This is a genomic window from Pedobacter gandavensis (assembly GCF_014172405.1).
Classification (GTDB): Bacteria; Bacteroidota; Bacteroidia; order Sphingobacteriales; family Sphingobacteriaceae; genus Pedobacter; species Pedobacter gandavensis.
On sequence record NZ_WNXC01000001.1, the window covers coordinates 1,228,648 to 1,244,268 of the forward strand.

17 protein-coding genes and 2 tRNA genes are annotated in these 15,621 nt (G+C 38.0%); 8 read left to right on the forward strand and 11 right to left on the reverse strand.

Annotated elements, in window-relative coordinates; translation table 11 throughout:
• The first annotated feature begins 339 nt into the window (after positions 1-339).
• Both GM920_RS04890 and GM920_RS04895 read left to right on the forward strand, forming a co-directional pair.
• Positions 340-412: transfer RNA gene (locus GM920_RS04890), tRNA-Lys, on the forward strand.
• A 227-nt stretch (positions 413-639) separates the two neighbouring features.
• Positions 640-1,263 carry a phosphoribosyltransferase gene (locus tag GM920_RS04895; RefSeq protein ID WP_182953972.1) on the forward strand — a complete coding sequence of 208 codons (624 nt, stop codon included), beginning with the start codon at positions 640-642 and terminating at the stop codon, positions 1,261-1,263.
• A 43-nt stretch (positions 1,264-1,306) separates the two neighbouring features.
• On the opposite strand, the gene GM920_RS23970 is transcribed toward GM920_RS04895, so the two are convergent.
• The 6 genes from GM920_RS23970 to GM920_RS04925 all read right to left on the reverse strand — a co-directional run bounded on the left by GM920_RS23970 (position 1,307) and on the right by GM920_RS04925 (position 4,703).
• A complete protein-coding gene (locus tag GM920_RS23970; RefSeq protein WP_394367950.1) occupies positions 1,307-1,597 on the reverse strand; it encodes a hypothetical protein in 291 nt (96 codons plus the stop codon).
• A gap of 447 nt (positions 1,598-2,044) precedes the next feature.
• Positions 2,045-2,464 carry a hypothetical protein gene (locus GM920_RS04905; protein WP_182953976.1) on the reverse strand — a complete coding sequence of 140 codons (420 nt, stop codon included), beginning with the start codon at positions 2,462-2,464 and terminating at the stop codon, positions 2,045-2,047.
• A gap of 10 nt (positions 2,465-2,474) precedes the next feature.
• Positions 2,475-2,960 (reverse strand): MBL fold metallo-hydrolase RNA specificity domain-containing protein, encoded by a 486-nt coding sequence (locus GM920_RS23915; protein ID WP_317171510.1) that lies wholly within the window; start codon positions 2,958-2,960, stop codon positions 2,475-2,477.
• A gap of 38 nt (positions 2,961-2,998) precedes the next feature.
• Positions 2,999-3,268 (reverse strand): MBL fold metallo-hydrolase, encoded by a 270-nt coding sequence (locus GM920_RS04915; protein ID WP_182953980.1) that lies wholly within the window; start codon positions 3,266-3,268, stop codon positions 2,999-3,001.
• 25 nt (positions 3,269-3,293) lie between these two features.
• Entirely contained in the window at positions 3,294-4,166 is an 873-nt protein-coding gene (locus GM920_RS04920; protein WP_202986036.1) for a YXWGXW repeat-containing protein, read from the reverse strand.
• Positions 4,167-4,295: 129 nt separating this feature from the next.
• Positions 4,296-4,703 (reverse strand): winged helix-turn-helix transcriptional regulator, encoded by a 408-nt coding sequence (locus tag GM920_RS04925; RefSeq protein WP_182953981.1) that lies wholly within the window; start codon positions 4,701-4,703, stop codon positions 4,296-4,298.
• A 122-nt stretch (positions 4,704-4,825) separates the two neighbouring features.
• Here GM920_RS04925 and GM920_RS04930 point away from each other — a divergent pair, with 122 nt between their 5' ends.
• Positions 4,826-5,449: a cupin domain-containing protein gene (locus tag GM920_RS04930; RefSeq protein ID WP_182953984.1), complete on the forward strand. Its 624-nt coding sequence runs from the start codon at positions 4,826-4,828 to the stop codon at positions 5,447-5,449.
• Between the two features lie 22 nt (positions 5,450-5,471).
• Here the strand turns inward: GM920_RS04930 and GM920_RS04935 are convergent, their stop codons facing one another.
• Both GM920_RS04935 and GM920_RS04940 read right to left on the reverse strand, forming a co-directional pair.
• Positions 5,472-6,731, reverse strand: a complete 1,260-nt coding sequence (locus GM920_RS04935) for a sensor histidine kinase (RefSeq protein WP_182953986.1) — start codon at positions 6,729-6,731, stop codon at positions 5,472-5,474.
• Between the two features lie 10 nt (positions 6,732-6,741).
• Positions 6,742-7,422, reverse strand: a complete 681-nt coding sequence (locus GM920_RS04940) for a response regulator transcription factor (RefSeq protein WP_182953988.1) — start codon at positions 7,420-7,422, stop codon at positions 6,742-6,744.
• 139 nt (positions 7,423-7,561) lie between these two features.
• Between GM920_RS04940 and GM920_RS23685 the strand changes: the two genes are divergently transcribed.
• A complete protein-coding gene (locus GM920_RS23685) occupies positions 7,562-8,377 on the forward strand; it encodes a sterol desaturase family protein (protein ID WP_182953991.1) in 816 nt (271 codons plus the stop codon).
• 63 nt (positions 8,378-8,440) lie between these two features.
• Here the strand turns inward: GM920_RS23685 and GM920_RS04950 are convergent, their stop codons facing one another.
• Positions 8,441-8,860, reverse strand: coding sequence for a PepSY-like domain-containing protein (locus GM920_RS04950; protein WP_182953994.1), 420 nt, complete (start codon positions 8,858-8,860; stop codon positions 8,441-8,443).
• Positions 8,861-9,174: 314 nt separating this feature from the next.
• On the opposite strand from GM920_RS04950, the gene GM920_RS04955 reads away from it, so the two are divergent.
• The 4 genes from GM920_RS04955 to GM920_RS04970 all read left to right on the forward strand — a co-directional run bounded on the left by GM920_RS04955 (position 9,175) and on the right by GM920_RS04970 (position 13,689).
• Positions 9,175-9,250: transfer RNA gene (locus GM920_RS04955), tRNA-Lys, on the forward strand.
• Between the two features lie 304 nt (positions 9,251-9,554).
• On the forward strand, positions 9,555-9,950 hold the full coding sequence (locus GM920_RS04960) for a VOC family protein (protein WP_182953996.1): 396 nt from the start codon (positions 9,555-9,557) through the stop codon (positions 9,948-9,950).
• Positions 9,951-10,228: 278 nt separating this feature from the next.
• Positions 10,229-12,928, forward strand: a complete 2,700-nt coding sequence (locus GM920_RS04965; protein ID WP_182953998.1) for a sensor histidine kinase — start codon at positions 10,229-10,231, stop codon at positions 12,926-12,928.
• A complete protein-coding gene (locus GM920_RS04970; protein ID WP_182953999.1) occupies positions 12,928-13,689 on the forward strand; it encodes a LytR/AlgR family response regulator transcription factor in 762 nt (253 codons plus the stop codon). The genes GM920_RS04965 and GM920_RS04970 overlap by 1 nt, the downstream gene beginning before the upstream one ends.
• A gap of 18 nt (positions 13,690-13,707) precedes the next feature.
• Here the strand turns inward: GM920_RS04970 and GM920_RS04975 are convergent, their stop codons facing one another.
• Together GM920_RS04975 and arsB are read right to left on the reverse strand one after the other, a co-directional pair.
• The gene (locus GM920_RS04975) at positions 13,708-14,478 is read right to left on the reverse strand and encodes a metallophosphoesterase family protein (protein WP_182954002.1); all 771 of its coding nucleotides are present in this window, start codon (positions 14,476-14,478) and stop codon (positions 13,708-13,710) included.
• 47 nt (positions 14,479-14,525) lie between these two features.
• On the reverse strand, positions 14,526-15,605 hold the full coding sequence (gene arsB, locus GM920_RS04980; RefSeq protein ID WP_182954004.1) for an ACR3 family arsenite efflux transporter: 1,080 nt from the start codon (positions 15,603-15,605) through the stop codon (positions 14,526-14,528).
• Positions 15,606-15,621: the final 16 nt, after the last annotated feature.

A 15,621-nucleotide genomic window follows, 5' to 3' on the forward strand; every position in this document is an offset into this window, starting at 1 on the left:
ACTAATGGTGAAGCCAGATAAATATCAATTGTAATCTTGGTTAAGAGGATAATGAAGAAGAGTGCCAATTTGTTTGGTACAAGCGGGTATTTGTAGCAAATTATTTTCTAACACCGTTTTATAAATAGACAGTGCCCCAACCCAAACCATTCTGCAGGCTGTATAAATGTCACATTTCAGTACTTAATGAAACAATCGGTCTTTTTTTGCAAAAATATTTCAACTGTATCTCAATACATTACGATAAATATTTAATTATTGTTCATTTTTATAGGCGAAACACATACGAGTTAAAAGAAATTTTCTACCTTTGCACTCCCAATCAAGGGGAGAATAAATGATTCCGTAGCTCAGCTGGTAGAGCATTACACTTTTAATGTAGTGGTCCTGGGTTCGAATCCCAGCGGGATCACAAAAAACACCGTTAATCACCTGATTAACGGTGTTTTTCTTTTACGGAGTTCTTGGCTTTTCAAGTCACCACCACCAAATACTCCTCTTGAATATGTTTTTTTTGTTGCTCAATGCAAGTGATGTTCAAGATCACTCCTTCAAATGACCGTCGACACCATAAAAGCTATTCATAAACAGTAACTTGGTTTATCAATGTAAGTCGACTTTTATATCATCACATGCATCATGTTTAAAGATAGAACAGAAGCTGGCCGGTTATTGGCCGAAAGGCTAAAAAAATACAGAAACGACCCTGGTATTGTCCTGGCTGTGCCGAGAGGTGGTGTTCCCCTGGCCTATTTTGTCGCCAAAGAACTAGGTTACCCCATAGAGCTAATCCTAACAAAGAAAATTGGACACCCAACGAACAAAGAATACGCCATTGGTGCTGCTAACCTTTCAGACTATTTTATTATACATCCCGGAGCTGTTTCTGAAGATTACATTCAACAAGAACTCTTCGTAATCAGAACACGGCTAAAAGAAATGTATAAAAAATTCATGGGCAACAAAACGCCTGAGAACATAGCCGGAAAAACAGTTATTATTATAGATGACGGAATGGCAACCGGCAATACCATGTTGGGAACATTAAACCTAATTCGTCAGGGGCAACCTGGAAAAATAATTATAGGCGTTCCAGTATCATCGAAAGAGGCTGTCGAAATGCTATCTAAAGAAGTAAACGAAGTCGTAGTATTATTGAGCCCAGAGGCATTTTATGGCGTAGGCGCTTTCTATGAAGACTTCAAGCAGATCAGCGATGAAGAAGTGATATTTTACTTATCTCAATTACAAAAGCCCAGCTGAAACTTTGTTGCCCAATAAATTTGAGATAAACATTGAGCTTAATTTAGTTGTGATTTACCCGTTGATAGAAGTTATGAGTTAAGTCGATGATATTGGATCTTAACTTTTCCAGAGAATCATCTTCACTATGGCTAACGATAGGCACATTCTTACCAAAAAGCGAGCTAATCATCAACTGGTCATGCCATCTACCTATAGCCTCTTCCACCTTTTCCAAATAATCGACATCCAAATGCAGATCTAGTTTCTCGCAAAATGGCTTATAATTATACAACAACACTTTAATCTGTTTACGAAATTCATGTAACCCATCATCTGAAATTATTCCATTCAAAGATCGAGTTATTTGCTGGAGATGATCTTGGTAGAAGCAGAAGATTTGAGCTCGTTTAACAGGCCTTATTTTTCTCAGCAATTTGAGTCTTGCTTTTTTAATTCTTTTCCGGTACCGAACTACTAAAGACCGAAACTTCCTGAGCGATTTTTTCGGAGAGAAATACCCTGGTATGAGCTCATTTATGATGTATCTATTGCGTAATGCTCCCGTCTTTTTAAACATTTTTTTAACGGGACTGAAACATTTGACAAGTTTTGAATGATGACCGACCTGATCTAACAGCATCAAAAAAGCTTCTATTCTTTTGGCCTGTATCCTAAACCGATGCAAGTCCTCCTGCTCTTCTTTTTTCAAAAAAGATTGAAGATGTACCCTCATCACTTTCCATTCCTTCTTAAGGTACTTTAATGCGGCCTTCTTCTTCATATTGTCCTACATTCCTCCTTACATTTTAATCACTAAACCTGAAAGTGCAATCAACGCCAATAAAACAATCACGATACAATAAAAAACACCAAATACAACCACAGCTACACCAACCTCAAACTCTCTGATTTCTTCTTCAACTGCATCCTCTTTCCTATTCTTTGACCTCCTTGTCCGTTTCATAGTGGAATGGGGAGAAACAGCAACAATAACCAACCCAACCACAAAAGCCGAAATTAAGCCTGGAACCCAATAATACCCCCAGACAGAAGGTCCACGCGGAGCGGCCCATTCTCCGGCTGCGAGTGAAACAAAGAACAACAATACAAAGAAAGACCAAAATTCAGCCCATGACCCGGAATTATGAAAAAACAGTCGAAAAACAGCCGTTAATATAATGGCAAAAAACAGAGCAAACAATATTCCAATAAACGCCATGACAATCGTCTTAAGGTAAATTTGAATTCTTCAAACTATTACAGGTAAAAAGCAAAACATCCTGATTCTGTTTCATTATCTTCACTGGCAGATTTAATTCTGTTTGAATTTTAACTCGTAATGCATCTTGGGCACCTGGCTCTCCATGAACAAGGAATATTTGTTTTGGACGCTTTTTAAATTTTCGAATCCACTTTAATAATTCCAATTGATCCGCATGAGCGGATAGTCCTTGAATTTCAAGAATCCCAGCATTAACGGGATAATACCTGCCATGAATTTTAACTTCATGGTTTTTATTTAGCAGTACTCTTCCCCTGGTACCTCCTGCTTGAAAACCAACAATAAGCACTGTATTTCTGCCATTCACAACATAATGCTTCAAGTATTCCAGTACCCGCCCTCCCGTCATCATACCACTGGCTGCAATGATAATTTTACTTCGTTTATCTTTAATAAAACCAATGGTACAATTATGATCTTCGTTAATCGTGATGTTGTTATTTAATTCCTAAAATTCTTCATGGCTTATAGTCATGTAATCATATAAATCAATCCTTTAAACCCTTTTTTCACCAACAATGGAATGTAACCACAATGGTCAAGATGTGCGTGGGTTAAAATGATCAAATCAATCTCATAGGCAGGGAAGTTTAAAGGTTGCCAATTTTGTTCTCTCAATGATTTAATTCCTTGAAACAACCCACAATCTATAAGAATATTTAGCTCAGGGGTTTTCAATAAATGCTTTGATCCGGTCACTGTTTCAGCGGCGCCTAGGGACTGTAGGATTACTTCATTCATTCAGATATAGATTAGGTATTCTGTGTTATCCTCTTCCTCCTCGGCGACCGCCACCACCACCTCCCATTCTCATTTGACGGCCACGATCATCAAACCGTTGACCTCCAGGTGCACTCATACTATGTACCGCTGGCTTTGGATTGGTATTGTGAAACTGCCCTCTTTCATTGCTCATATTTATTTCATGACTCCTTTGCTCTACATTTGCAGGGGTATGATTTTGTATACCTCTCACTTCATCCCTATTTGGGCGGTAGTTTATTCCACCTCCACCATTGAAACTGGCTCGATTCCTATTGTTATCTATATTTACTCTTTCGACATAAGTATTGTGAACATTTCTGCCTACACGCCATACAGAAGTGTTATATCTAAAACGGCCTCCTTCCCAACGGCCTCCAAAAAAGCCATTACCGAAATAACCGAATCCATAATTAATGCCACCATAATAGCCTACCTGAGCCCCCCAGTAACCTGGATACCAGCAATAAAAATCATCAATAAATGCCCAATACCCCGGAGTCCATAATAAATTAACAGCTGGAGGCATAACCCAAACACCAGGTACCCAATAATAATCATTTGATGCCCATGCCCAATAGCCAGGAGTCCAGTAATACCCATCTCCTGGACATGGAGGCTGAACATAATCAGGTATTGGTGGTGGCACTTGCTGAGTTTTTATGGTAACAGTGGCTTGGTCGTTCGTATAATAGTTGGTGTCCTGGGCAAAAGCAGTAGGAACCGTAAATAGGAAAATGAAGGATAGTATCATAAGTCTAACCAGAATCTGACTCCCTCGGCGTACCTTTTCCTTTATTGAATGATGGCCAGGACTTTCAATAATTTCTTTCTTTAGACATTGTTTCTGAAGAAAGTTAGTTCGTTGCTTTTTCATAAAAGTTATTTTAAAATTTAATAAAAATTCTCTGAACACAACACTAAGGCGATCGACTGATTTACAATGCAATAACAACTGCAAGAGTAGTAAGTTTTAATACGAAATGAGTTTTTTTACATCAAGCGACTACTCCTGATTTCGTTCCGGAACTTGCATGGCTTCAAGTTCATCGATAACGCTAGTTGGAGTAGAACTCATCGAACGCTTTGCTTTTTCCTCCTGCAAATTGGTGTAGCCCCATTGGATAATATGTTGTATAACCGGGATTAAGGTTAGACCTTGGGTGGTCAACCTATATTCCACCTTCGCTGGACTGCAAACAAATACTTCCTTTTGAACGATGCCGCTTTCTTCAAAAAACCGCAACTCTTGTGTCAGTACCTTTTCACTAATCCCTGGCAATATGTTTCTCAAGTCGACAAATCTTGACGGCTGCGTCTTTAGATGCCATATAATGGCAATCTGCCACTTCCCACTTAAAAACTGTCGGGCATGTTGTACAGGACAACCGACATATAGCGCTTCTGAGGACATAATTTCTATTACCTACCTAAAGATAAGGTAATTACCTTTAGGTAAGCACATTGATCGACACCTTTTTTATCTGTATTTTGTTTAATAAATCGAGTAATTAACCATCAGTAATCCCAAAAACAATGGAAAATAACCTAAGCATTTCAAGACGCAGCCTAATTCAACATATTGCATTGGCTACAATTGGTATCGGACTTCCAAAGTTTAACTTTGGCATAGAAGAAAACACACTCTCCCCCTTTTATCTTCCCCCACAGCCTCCTCTACAACCTGGACCAGGAGGGATTGATATACGAACCTGGGTAAAGAGTGCACAAACAAACCGGCAGTTCTCCTGCGTAGAAACAGCGGTTGCAGCCCGAAAAATGGGGCCGACTCCACATATCCACAAAGACCTGGATGAGTTGATGCTGGTACTGGAAGGAACAGCTACGGTGATCGTAAATGGCAAGGTAGATGAAATTCAAACTGGTGGATGGCATTTCAGGCCGAGAAATATGGAACATACATTTTGGAACAGCTCTGAAAAACCACTTCGCTTCATTGACATGTACTTCAACCAAAACTTTGAAGACTTCCTGGAAGAACTCTTTCACCAGATTTTCCCCGAAATGATGAGGAAACACCTGAGCCCTGCAGATCCACAAATTGCTAAACGGCTAAAAAACCTGGATCAGCGGTTTGGCGTAACGACCTTCCCTGAGAAGAGGCAGCCAATCATTGACAAATACGGGCTAATAGGATGACCATATCGGTCATCCCTAAAAATTATGGAGTTATCCAGGTTAAAATGAAACTATGGTACCCATCAGTAAAACGATAATGAACATCAATCCCTGATCTATCGCAAATCTGCTTGATGATGGAGAGGCCGAGACCATTGCTTGAACTATGCTGATTTTCTTTATAAAACCTGGTAAAAAGCGCTGCCTCTTCAAGTTTTGCTCCATTACCAGAATTGGTAATTTCCAACACGTCTGCATGTAGCGCGATTTTCAGATCGCCTCGATCATAATTATGATTCCCCGCATTACTTAAAAGATTATTCAACAAAACATCTACGAGATCATGATTAGCCTCAAGGGTTGAGTCATTTAAATCAACTACTACTTGTAAAGCCTTTCCTTCCCATAGTTCATGAAATTGTGAAAACTTTTCCTGTAGCTTCTCTTTCATATCAATCTTTTCAATCCCGGAGAACTGATCATTTTCTATTTTCGCGAGCAACAATAAGGAATGATTTAACTTGCTAAGTCTGCGAATTCCAGTGTAGATACTTGAAATCTCCATACTTTGGCTTTCTGATAGGTTTTCCGCTTGTATCATTACATCCAGCTTAGACCTGATGATGGCTAGTGGAGTCTGGATTTCATGGGCCGCATTCTCTGTAAATTCCTTTAATACGTTATAATCCTCTCCTATGCTACTCATCAATTTGGTAAGACTGGCATTCATAAAGGAGAACTCTTCGATCTCAGTAACAGGTAATTTCGGCACAACATTACTCCCCAATTTATACGTTCTCAGCACACTCATTGCAGTGTAAAATGGTCTCCAGAGCCTTCCCAATATCCAATAATTGAAAATTAGCGAAGATACAATCACCAGCAACAACATGCCCAATGTAGTGAATGCGATCACATTGGTGAGCATTTTAGTACCTTCAATAGGAATGCAGATCTTGACCTGATATAGTTGTCCTTTAACTTTTTGTGTAAATAACAATTGCCGAAAAACACCATAAGCATGCTCTTCAGCATCATAAAGCTTAACAGTACTGTATACTTTATCCTGAGCCTTATTAATTTTATGATAACTGACCAATACTTCCTCAATATTTTCAAAGACAGGCAAAGCGCCATTTATACTCAAGTATTTCTCCATCCTAACTTCGTATTCTCCAAGCGCTTCATCAAGCTCAGCAATCAGCATGTTGCTGATTAATAAGTAATAGATAAGACCTGATATCACGAATACCAAGCTCATTACCGCGAGGTTCAGCCTACTATATTTGGTAAATAGTTTCATTTACTGGATTTTAGAGCGTTACTTTAAACTTATAGCCCATGCCGTAAATCACTTTTATATAATCCGGGCATCCGGCCTGTATAATTTTCTTTCTCAAGTTCTTAATGTGTGAATAGATAAAATCGTAATTATCTGCCAGATCAATATCTTCACCCCAGAGGTGCTCAACGATTGCTGCTTTTGTAACTACTTTATTTTGGTTACTCAATAAATAAAGAAGCAGTTCATATTCTTTTCTGGTTAATGCTATTTCATGACCACTAACTATTAACATTTTATCTTGGATATCAAGTATCAGCTGATCAACAACAATCTGATTACGGCCGTTAAAGCTTTTTCTTCTGATAATTGCAGAAACTCTTGCCGCTAACTCCGGTAAATGAAATGGCTTTGAAAGGTAATCATCAGCTCCAAGATTCAAGCCATTCACCTTATCATCCATTGAATTTCTGGCACTTATAATCAAAACACCTTCTGCCTTATTCATACGTTTTAATTCTCTAAGTATATCAAGGCCATTCCCATTTGGGAGCGTAATATCCAATAGAATGCAGGAGTATTCATTGAGATGTATTTTCTCCATTGCCGTATGATAATCATAGGCCATTTCGCAAATAAACTTTTCAGAACCCAGATATTTTCTAATACTCTCTGAAAGTTCCCTTTCATCTTCTACAATTAAAATTTTCATCTATAGGCAAAATAAGAGGCAATGCTGTTTTCTTTCTGAAGTTATCCTATCGTAGGAAGTAAAAATGCGAACTAACTAAGCGCTACAGAAATTAATCAGTTTTGGATGGTACTATCGCATAAAATAAACAACCCAAACCGTGCAAGCACTTCTTCATTCTTTATGGAATAACCATAGTACCTTATTACAAATTTTCTTATTTCTAGGTGTAATCATACTGATATGGGTCGCAGAATTACATAATGCATTGGTAGATGCAAAGGAAAAGTGGCGCCATAGTCGTGTAAACCTCCTTTTTATCACCACTGCTCTTCCAATTCAACTATCTCTATCGGCCTTAGTCATATTGGTTTCAGGTTGGGTAACTATTCATCATTGGGGACTGTTGTATTTACTACCTGGCACTACCTATGGCTGGCTGAAATACCTCATCGCATTTCTCCTACTAGATTTTTGCGAATATGTTTATCACGTATTGATGCATAAGACTCCCAAGTTCTGGAACTTTCATCTGATTCATCATTCTGATGAAGAAGTAGATGTATCTACAACATTACGTGAGCATCCATGCGAAACTTTTATCCGGGTCTGTTTTCTAATGGTCTGGGTATTCTTGTCAGGGGCATCAATAGGCGTGCTTTTACTAAGACAAACCATACAAACTGTGGCAAACCTAACTGCGCATTCCAACTACAAAATCCCGGTCAAAATTGAGCGTATTTGTCAATTGTTATTTATCACACCAAGGCTTCATCAAGTGCATCATCACTTTGAATTACCTTATACTGACTGCAATTATGGAGATGTATTTTGCATATGGGATAGGTTATTTGGGACTTATCGAGAAATGCCTGAAGAAGATATTAAATTTGGAGTAGACAATTACCAGAACTATTCAAGTTCCGATTTTAAAGCCCTTATTCAACATCCATTTCTAGAAAAGAAGAACAAATGATCGTACCCTCAAAATTCGCCTTGCAAATGTCGACGGTACAAATCACCTCCTCTAAAAATCACCTTATTTAACGGGATTTCCTTTGGCATCAAAAATAACATCCTTACCGTTTATCTCAGCTTCATAGGTAATCTCTCCATTGGTTCTGGTGATTTTGGCGGCTTCTTTGATCTTTACTCCTTTATAATGCGAGGCGATGTAATTACGAGCCTCAGCCGGTAATTCTGTGGGCATGATAGCGACTTCAGATTCAGTCATCATCCCATTAAGGGTATAAAGCTCAGAAGTTTTTTTACCGTTTAACTTAAAGCCAGCTTCATAATTTGTTTTTTCCTTCTCCCAGGATACAGATTTCAGATCCGGATGTGCCTTCGCGAATGCAGTCTTCACTGCAGATGGAACCTTTGATGCAGCCAACTGCTGCGCATTGGCGGTAATTGTTAAGCCGACCAACCCGGCAATTAAAATCATTACTTTTTTCATATGATTACATTTTTACACCAAGATAAAAGTCAATTTTGGAGAATTTCTGGATTATAACATGATCCATTTTAAATCCAAGTTTAACCGTTCCTCTTCTATTTCGTTCGCCTTAAATCACATGAGCCAGGAATTGTAGCAATCGGCTATAATTATTGGATTGATCGATGATAAAAATTACGAATAATAATTCGGCCTTCTATTACATGTAAGTCAACCAGTTAAGATCAATCATTGCATTAAAGTAAAATTAATCTGTTGTTAAAATGAAAAGTATGCAGAATTTTTATACTTTTGCACTCCTCCGAAAGGAGAATGATTCCGTAGCTCAGCTGGTAGAGCATTACACTTTTAATGTAGTGGTCCTGGGTTCGAATCCCAGCGGGATCACCAAAAGGCCTTTAATCATATGATTGAAGGCCTTTTTTCTTTTCATGCGATACCAAAATTTGCATAAATCATCCTATAAATTGAGTGATTCGGTGATTAAATTGAAGCTTCCTCTACTCAGCAAATAAACCAGCACCAAAGAATATTATCAATCGATTCACCTTCAAACCGCACCTCCTTACCCTTCAGTAATTTTTAGGACAAAAACAACAAACGACAATAGTCCTGACATACTGTTGTCACAACGCCGTTTTAATTTTGTGCTATAAATTAATTTGAAAACAGTTAAACAAACTACCCTAAAATTATGAATCTGGTATCTATAAGAATTATTACGGCCGACATTAAACGATTAGTTCATTTTTTTGAGAAGGCGACAGGGGTAACTGCAAAATGGTCAACAGACGACTTTGCAGAGCTCATTACGAGCTCTTTTACCTTGGCAATTGGAAGCACCCGAACATTAGCTTTCTTTGGCGAAGGAGTTGCTCAACCAGCCGCTAACAAAAGTATAATCATAGAATTTCTCGTTGAGAATGTGGATGATGATTACAGGAGAATCAAAGTGTTAACTACTGATGTCGTTCAAAAGCCCACAACAATGCCTTGGGGTAACCGGTCATTACTATTTCGTGACCCAGACGGTAATTTAATTAACTTCTTCACACCGGTAAGCGCAGAAGCCATCAAAAAATTCTTTTAGATACAGAACAGGCATTAAAGACTTTTTTTTCTAACCCAGGTGTAAAAATTAGTAATTACAATTGCTAATAATGCAGGCATAATTACTGCAGAACCATAATTCAACGATAATTGGTAAGTCATTCCGTGGTAGGGTTATTTCATAGTCTAACTGCTATTTCGCAGTAAACAACAAGATGAAATGGTATTATTGCAGAATAATAAGTCATATACGTCATCTGCTCAATGAGGCCAAACGCAATGGATCGCTTTAAGTTCTTTTGTTTAAATCTTAAAAACATGAAACAGAAAAAACTTTTAAGCCTTGGAATAATACTGTTGCTCGCGCTTTCACAACTCTTCGCTCAAAAGCAACATCCCACAATGGCGCTCAAATCAGGAGATTGGTTCGAAACAGATATGCGAATTCGTAATGTAGCGCAGACCTTCGACTATAACTTTAATGTTAGGTATGAGCTCTTAAGTAAAATGTCAAATGGGAATTTGGTATTTAAAGTCACTCTTGAACGAATGAGATTAAAATATGCTGATGCAAAAAATACTTGGTTGGGATATGACTCTCACTACCCACCCTATTTAGAAAACAGAAAAAAAAATCTAACTAAACAAGTTTATGAAATAACAGCTGATAGCCATGGGAAAATATTAACACTGAAGTCATTATCGACTGCTCAAAAGATTAACTTCTTATCAATTGAGGGTAAAACAACGTCTTCTACTCCAAAAACAGAATTGTCAGCTGATAGGGTTTTCCCAATTGCACATTTAAAACAAATTTCTGAGACCATAATAATTTCGCTGATTGCCGGTAAGGATCTGGCTAAAACATTAGACTTGCCTAACTCCACTGGCGCGAATGACATTGCAAATCCGGTTTTAGAATCGGCCTCTTTCAAATTTCCAAAAAATGCACTTATCGAAGGTATAATCACCAATTTACCTAAGGCAGATAGCATTTACGAAATTCATCATGAGATTTTTAAGTTTAATAATGATGGTTCTTTTCGTGCCAATATTTTGGCAGGTTTAAATTCAAGGCGCAGGTTTATTTTTGGTGAGTTTGATCACTATAAAACCTTCAGTGTCCTTTTGGAACCCTTAGACACGCTGATCATTAAAGCGGATGCACTAGATTTTGACAACACCCTTTCTTTTGCAGGAAATGCAGCAGCTAAAGCCTCACTAAGTAAAGATTTGGTATCTGTTTTTAACCACCAATGGGTTAATGAAAGTAATTATCGTTCAAAATCACTAGAAGAATTTTTATCTTTTCAAAAACAGGGGCAAAAAGATTTTGATGGTATTATAAACAAGTACAAGAACCGTGTTTCTCCAGAAATTTTAAACTATTGCAGAACTGACTTTAAGTATGTGCAGGCTGGGACGAAACTGATGTACCTCTCTGAATACCGTAAACAACTAAAACCGAAAATCCCTTTTGATGAGTTCCCTAAAGCGTTCTTTAAAAGTATTGATACATTGCCGGTTTTTATGAGTGGTTTAGACGGTGGTCTTTATTACAATTATTATCTAACTTGGTTACTCTCCTATCAGAAAACAAAATTAGGTATGGTCAATGCCGACCAGTATGGCTTCTATACTGATTTTGCAACCGCTTTGGCCTCTTTCGAAGGATTTCCCTTATATTTTTCCATTTATCAATCCTTAAAAAAAGAGCTTCACAAAAGCGAAGTGGAAAGTACAGAAAGGCTGAAAAGTTATTATGAAGATTTCATCCATAATTGTGGCGATTCTACCCTTACAAATCGACTCAAAGAGATTTGGACACAAGCAAGACAATGGTTGCCCGGAAATCCAAGCCCGATTAAGAAACTCTTTTTACAAGACGGAAGCGCTCTTGAGCTTGCCAAATTTAAAGGAAAGCCATTGGTATTAATTGTGAACAATAATAATCCCGATGTTTTAAAAGGCTTTATAGAGCTTATAAAAAAACAAAAAGGTAGTCAGGTTCATTTTGTTATCGCACAGAGTTTGTCCTCAGTGGAGAAAAGTACCGTTGATCAAAAACTGAGGGAACTACCCAACGTCACTTATGTCGTATTAAGTGATGACGGAAACAAACAAAAGAATTTTGACCTTTATTATCTGCAGACTAAGGTATTTACATTTACTTCCGACTTTAGGGTTATATCCAGTTACTTGTTTGATGAATCACCCGATGAACATCAAGTTGTAGAGGAAATGATAAAAAATGCAATAGATTCGAGTGTAATGACCAAGGAGCAAAAGGCATCATTAATCAATACTTTAGGGTGGAGCATTTGCTCCGCTCTACTTACTTCAGTAATCGTATTTTCGGTATATAGAGCAAGAATTTCCGGCCAAAAGAAGAAGACCTTACTAAAGAACAAAATCAAGGATTTAGAAATCAAAGCAATACGCTCACAGATGAACCCACATTTCATGTTCAATGCTTTAAACTCCATACAATCCCTGATTAACAATCATCAGTATAAAGAAGCTAATATTTATCTGGAGAAATTCTCCTTGCTGATGCGAAGGGTTCTGAACAATTCAGAGAAAAGCTTCGTATCACTATCAGATGAGCTAGATGCAATCACACTCTATTGCGAGCTGGAGCAGCTGCGCTTTAACTTTAAATACGAAATTGAAGTCTCTCCTGAAGTGAATACCCAATTGTTGGAAATTCCAGGTATGATCATTCAACCGCTTGTAGAAAATTCAATACTACATGGTTTGGCCCAAAAGGGAGATACAGGACGCCTTGTTATTCATATTAGTTGTGATCAGAAATACCTTAAGATTATAATCACAGACAATGGCACTGGCTTAAAAGAAAATAAAGCTGAGGGCAATAAAAGCTTTGGATTAAAGCTGGTAAAAGAACGACTAATCCTGCTCAGCGCCAATGGAAATGTAGGAAACTTACATTTAAGTAGTATTTTAGCCGAAAATGAGAACGGCGTTACTGCTGTATTAACTATTCCAATAGATTAATGAGAATCTTAAAAGCAATATTGATTGACGATGAATTGAAAAGCAGAATTAACTTACGTCAGTTGTTGCTGGAATATTGCCCAAATGTAGAAATCATCGCCGAAGCGGGCTCCGCTGTTGAAGCAATTAAATTAATTAGAGAATTAAACCCTGATTTACTTTTTCTAGATATAGAAATGGGAGAAGTTTCTGGGTTCGACTTATTAAAATTATTAAATGGTCAGCAGAAATTTGAAGTTATTTTTGTTACCGCTTTTGACAAATATGGGATACAGGCAGTTAAAGCATGCGCTATAGATTACCTGCTTAAGCCGATTAATATTTTGGAACTGAGCAATGCCGTTGAAAAAGCAACACTCCAAATTAATCCCATAAAAGAAAATGAAAGGTTAAAGGAGTTGGTTGCTAATATAGACAGAGGAGAGAATGAGCAGAAAATTGCTATCCCCTTGTCTGATAAAATAGAGTTTTTAGCGATCAATAAAATCATCAGGCTCGAGGCTGAGGGCAATTACACACATATTTATTTAGACAATAAAAAACAATATCTCGTCTGTAAAACATTAAAGGAATATCAGGAATTACTCGAAAATTATAATTTCATCAGGACACACCAGTCTCACCTGATCAACTTCCGAAAAATCTCTGCCTATGTAAAAACCGATGGTGGATACATTGCCATGGACGATGGTAGTCAGGCTCCAATATCCAGACAAAAAAGAGATGAAGTCTTACTCAAAATCATGAAAGGAAAAGTTTAAATCCTCGTCTTTTTAATTTTATCCTTTACGCAACATCTCCGCATATCCATTAGGCAAAGGGCTATCTTCAACCGCTTTTGCCGCTTTTTCTATATCATACTCAAAGCGGATAAACTCCACTTTAATACTATCCTTATCGGTTACCGTACTATCGGGATTGATCGTTAAGATCACATATCCACCTCTTGGATCTTTATCTTTTGGTTTCCCTACTGATCCAATATTGATTGCATGACGGAAATGATCCTTTCCATCAATGCCTGAATTTAAAATCCGGTGGTACGGTTGATGGGTATGGCCGAAGCACAAGATATCGGCCTCTGCTTGCTCCATAATACGAAGCATACTATGCTCATCCCGATCTTCAAACAGGTATTCGTTTACTTTACGAGGACTCCCATGAACGAAAAGCACATTGCGTTTGTCATGATTTAACTGATATTCCAGTCTGATGTGTGCTGGAAGTGTTCGCAAATAGGTCCGCTGTTCCTCTTTTATAATGTCATTTGTATAAGAGATAGAAACCTTCCCCATCGCCTTTTCCTCCTCTGTTTTATAGGCACATCCACAATCATCGCTTGACCTGCCTATCCCCCAGTCATAATTACCTGCAATGGTAGGAATACCACGTTTGCGGATCTCATCTATGACCTCATTAGGCCAGATGTTATACCCGACTAGATCGCCCAGGCAATAAATAGCATCTGTATTCCGTGTTTCTACATCTTTAAAAAAAGCTTCCAATGCCGGCAGATTGGCATGAATATCAGAGAAAAGTGCAATTTTCATATGGTTTGTTTTAAGTTTTCAATAAACAGTTGAGACGTAAATACGCACTACAAAATAGTTGGCACTGGATTAAAATATTTTTTCCTAAACCATAAAGCAAGGTTTACCAGGGCAATTAAAACGGGAACTTCTACCAAAGGTCCAATAACCCCTGCAAATGCCTGTCCGGAATTGATCCCAAATACCCCAATTGCAACAGCGATAGCCAATTCAAAATTATTTCCAGTGGCCGTAAAAGCGATGGAAGTACTCTTCGAGTAATCTGCTCCAAAATATCGTCCAGCAAAAAAGCTAACCACAAACATGATAGAGAAATAGATCACCAGTGGAATAGCAATCCTAAGTACATCCATAGGAATCTGAACGATTAATTCCCCTTTCAAACTAAACATCACTACGATCGTAAATAGCAATGCGATTAACGTGATTGGCGAGATGAGCGGTACAAACTTGTTTTGAAACCACTCCTCTCCCTTTAGCGCAATTAAGCCGTATCTACTTATGACTCCCATAGCGAAAGGAATACCCAAATAAATCCCCACACTTTTAGCAATTTCTGAAATGGTAATATTTACGTCGATACTTTGGAGGCCAAAATATGGCGGAAGAACAGTAATAAAAACATAGGCAAACACGCTGTACAGCAATACTTGAAAAATACTGTTCAGGGCAATTAAACCGGCAGCGTATTCACGATTTCCTTCAGCAAGCTCATTCCAAACCACCACCATTGCGATACACCTGGCCAAACCGATTAAGATTAGACCCACCATATACTCCGGGTAATCCCGTAAAAAAGTAATCGCGAGGAAGAACATTAATAAGGGGCCAATTACCCAGTTGAGTATTAAAGAAACGCCTAAAACCTTAGTGTCTTTAAATACTTTACCCATCTGCTCGTATTTAACTTTTGCCAAGGGTGGGTACATCATTAAAATTAGCCCTATTGCCAATGGAATATTTGTTGTTCCACTGGAGAAAGAATTAATAAACCCCGATGATGAAGGAATAAAGAACCCTATGGATACTCCTGTAGCCATTGCCAAAAATATCCACAGGGTGAGATAACGGTCTAAAAAACTCATCTTTTTTCTTTCCGCTACTGGAGCGCAATTTGTTGCAGACATACCTATTTATTTTATA

Coding starts and splice junctions, on each gene's coding strand:
- GM920_RS04895 (WP_182953972.1), top strand. CDS start 640: ATGTTTAAAGATAGAACAGAAGCTGGCCGGTTATTGGCCGAAAGGCTA.
- GM920_RS04905 (WP_182953976.1), bottom strand. CDS start 2,464: ATGGCGTTTATTGGAATATTGTTTGCTCTGTTTTTTGCCATTATATTA.
- GM920_RS04915 (WP_182953980.1), bottom strand. CDS start 3,268: ATGAATGAAGTAATCCTACAGTCCCTAGGCGCCGCTGAAACAGTGACC.
- GM920_RS04920 (WP_202986036.1), bottom strand. CDS start 4,166: ATGAAAAAGCAACGAACTAACTTTCTTCAGAAACAATGTCTAAAGAAA.
- GM920_RS04925 (WP_182953981.1), bottom strand. CDS start 4,703: ATGTCCTCAGAAGCGCTATATGTCGGTTGTCCTGTACAACATGCCCGA.
- GM920_RS04930 (WP_182953984.1), top strand. CDS start 4,826: ATGGAAAATAACCTAAGCATTTCAAGACGCAGCCTAATTCAACATATT.
- GM920_RS04935 (WP_182953986.1), bottom strand. CDS start 6,731: ATGAAACTATTTACCAAATATAGTAGGCTGAACCTCGCGGTAATGAGC.
- GM920_RS04940 (WP_182953988.1), bottom strand. CDS start 7,422: ATGAAAATTTTAATTGTAGAAGATGAAAGGGAACTTTCAGAGAGTATT.
- GM920_RS04950 (WP_182953994.1), bottom strand. CDS start 8,860: ATGAAAAAAGTAATGATTTTAATTGCCGGGTTGGTCGGCTTAACAATT.
- GM920_RS04960 (WP_182953996.1), top strand. CDS start 9,555: ATGAATCTGGTATCTATAAGAATTATTACGGCCGACATTAAACGATTA.
- GM920_RS04965 (WP_182953998.1), top strand. CDS start 10,229: ATGAAACAGAAAAAACTTTTAAGCCTTGGAATAATACTGTTGCTCGCG.
- GM920_RS04970 (WP_182953999.1), top strand. CDS start 12,928: ATGAGAATCTTAAAAGCAATATTGATTGACGATGAATTGAAAAGCAGA.
- GM920_RS04975 (WP_182954002.1), bottom strand. CDS start 14,478: ATGAAAATTGCACTTTTCTCTGATATTCATGCCAATCTGCCGGCATTG.
- arsB (WP_182954004.1), bottom strand. CDS start 15,605: ATGTCTGCAACAAATTGCGCTCCAGTAGCGGAAAGAAAAAAGATGAGT.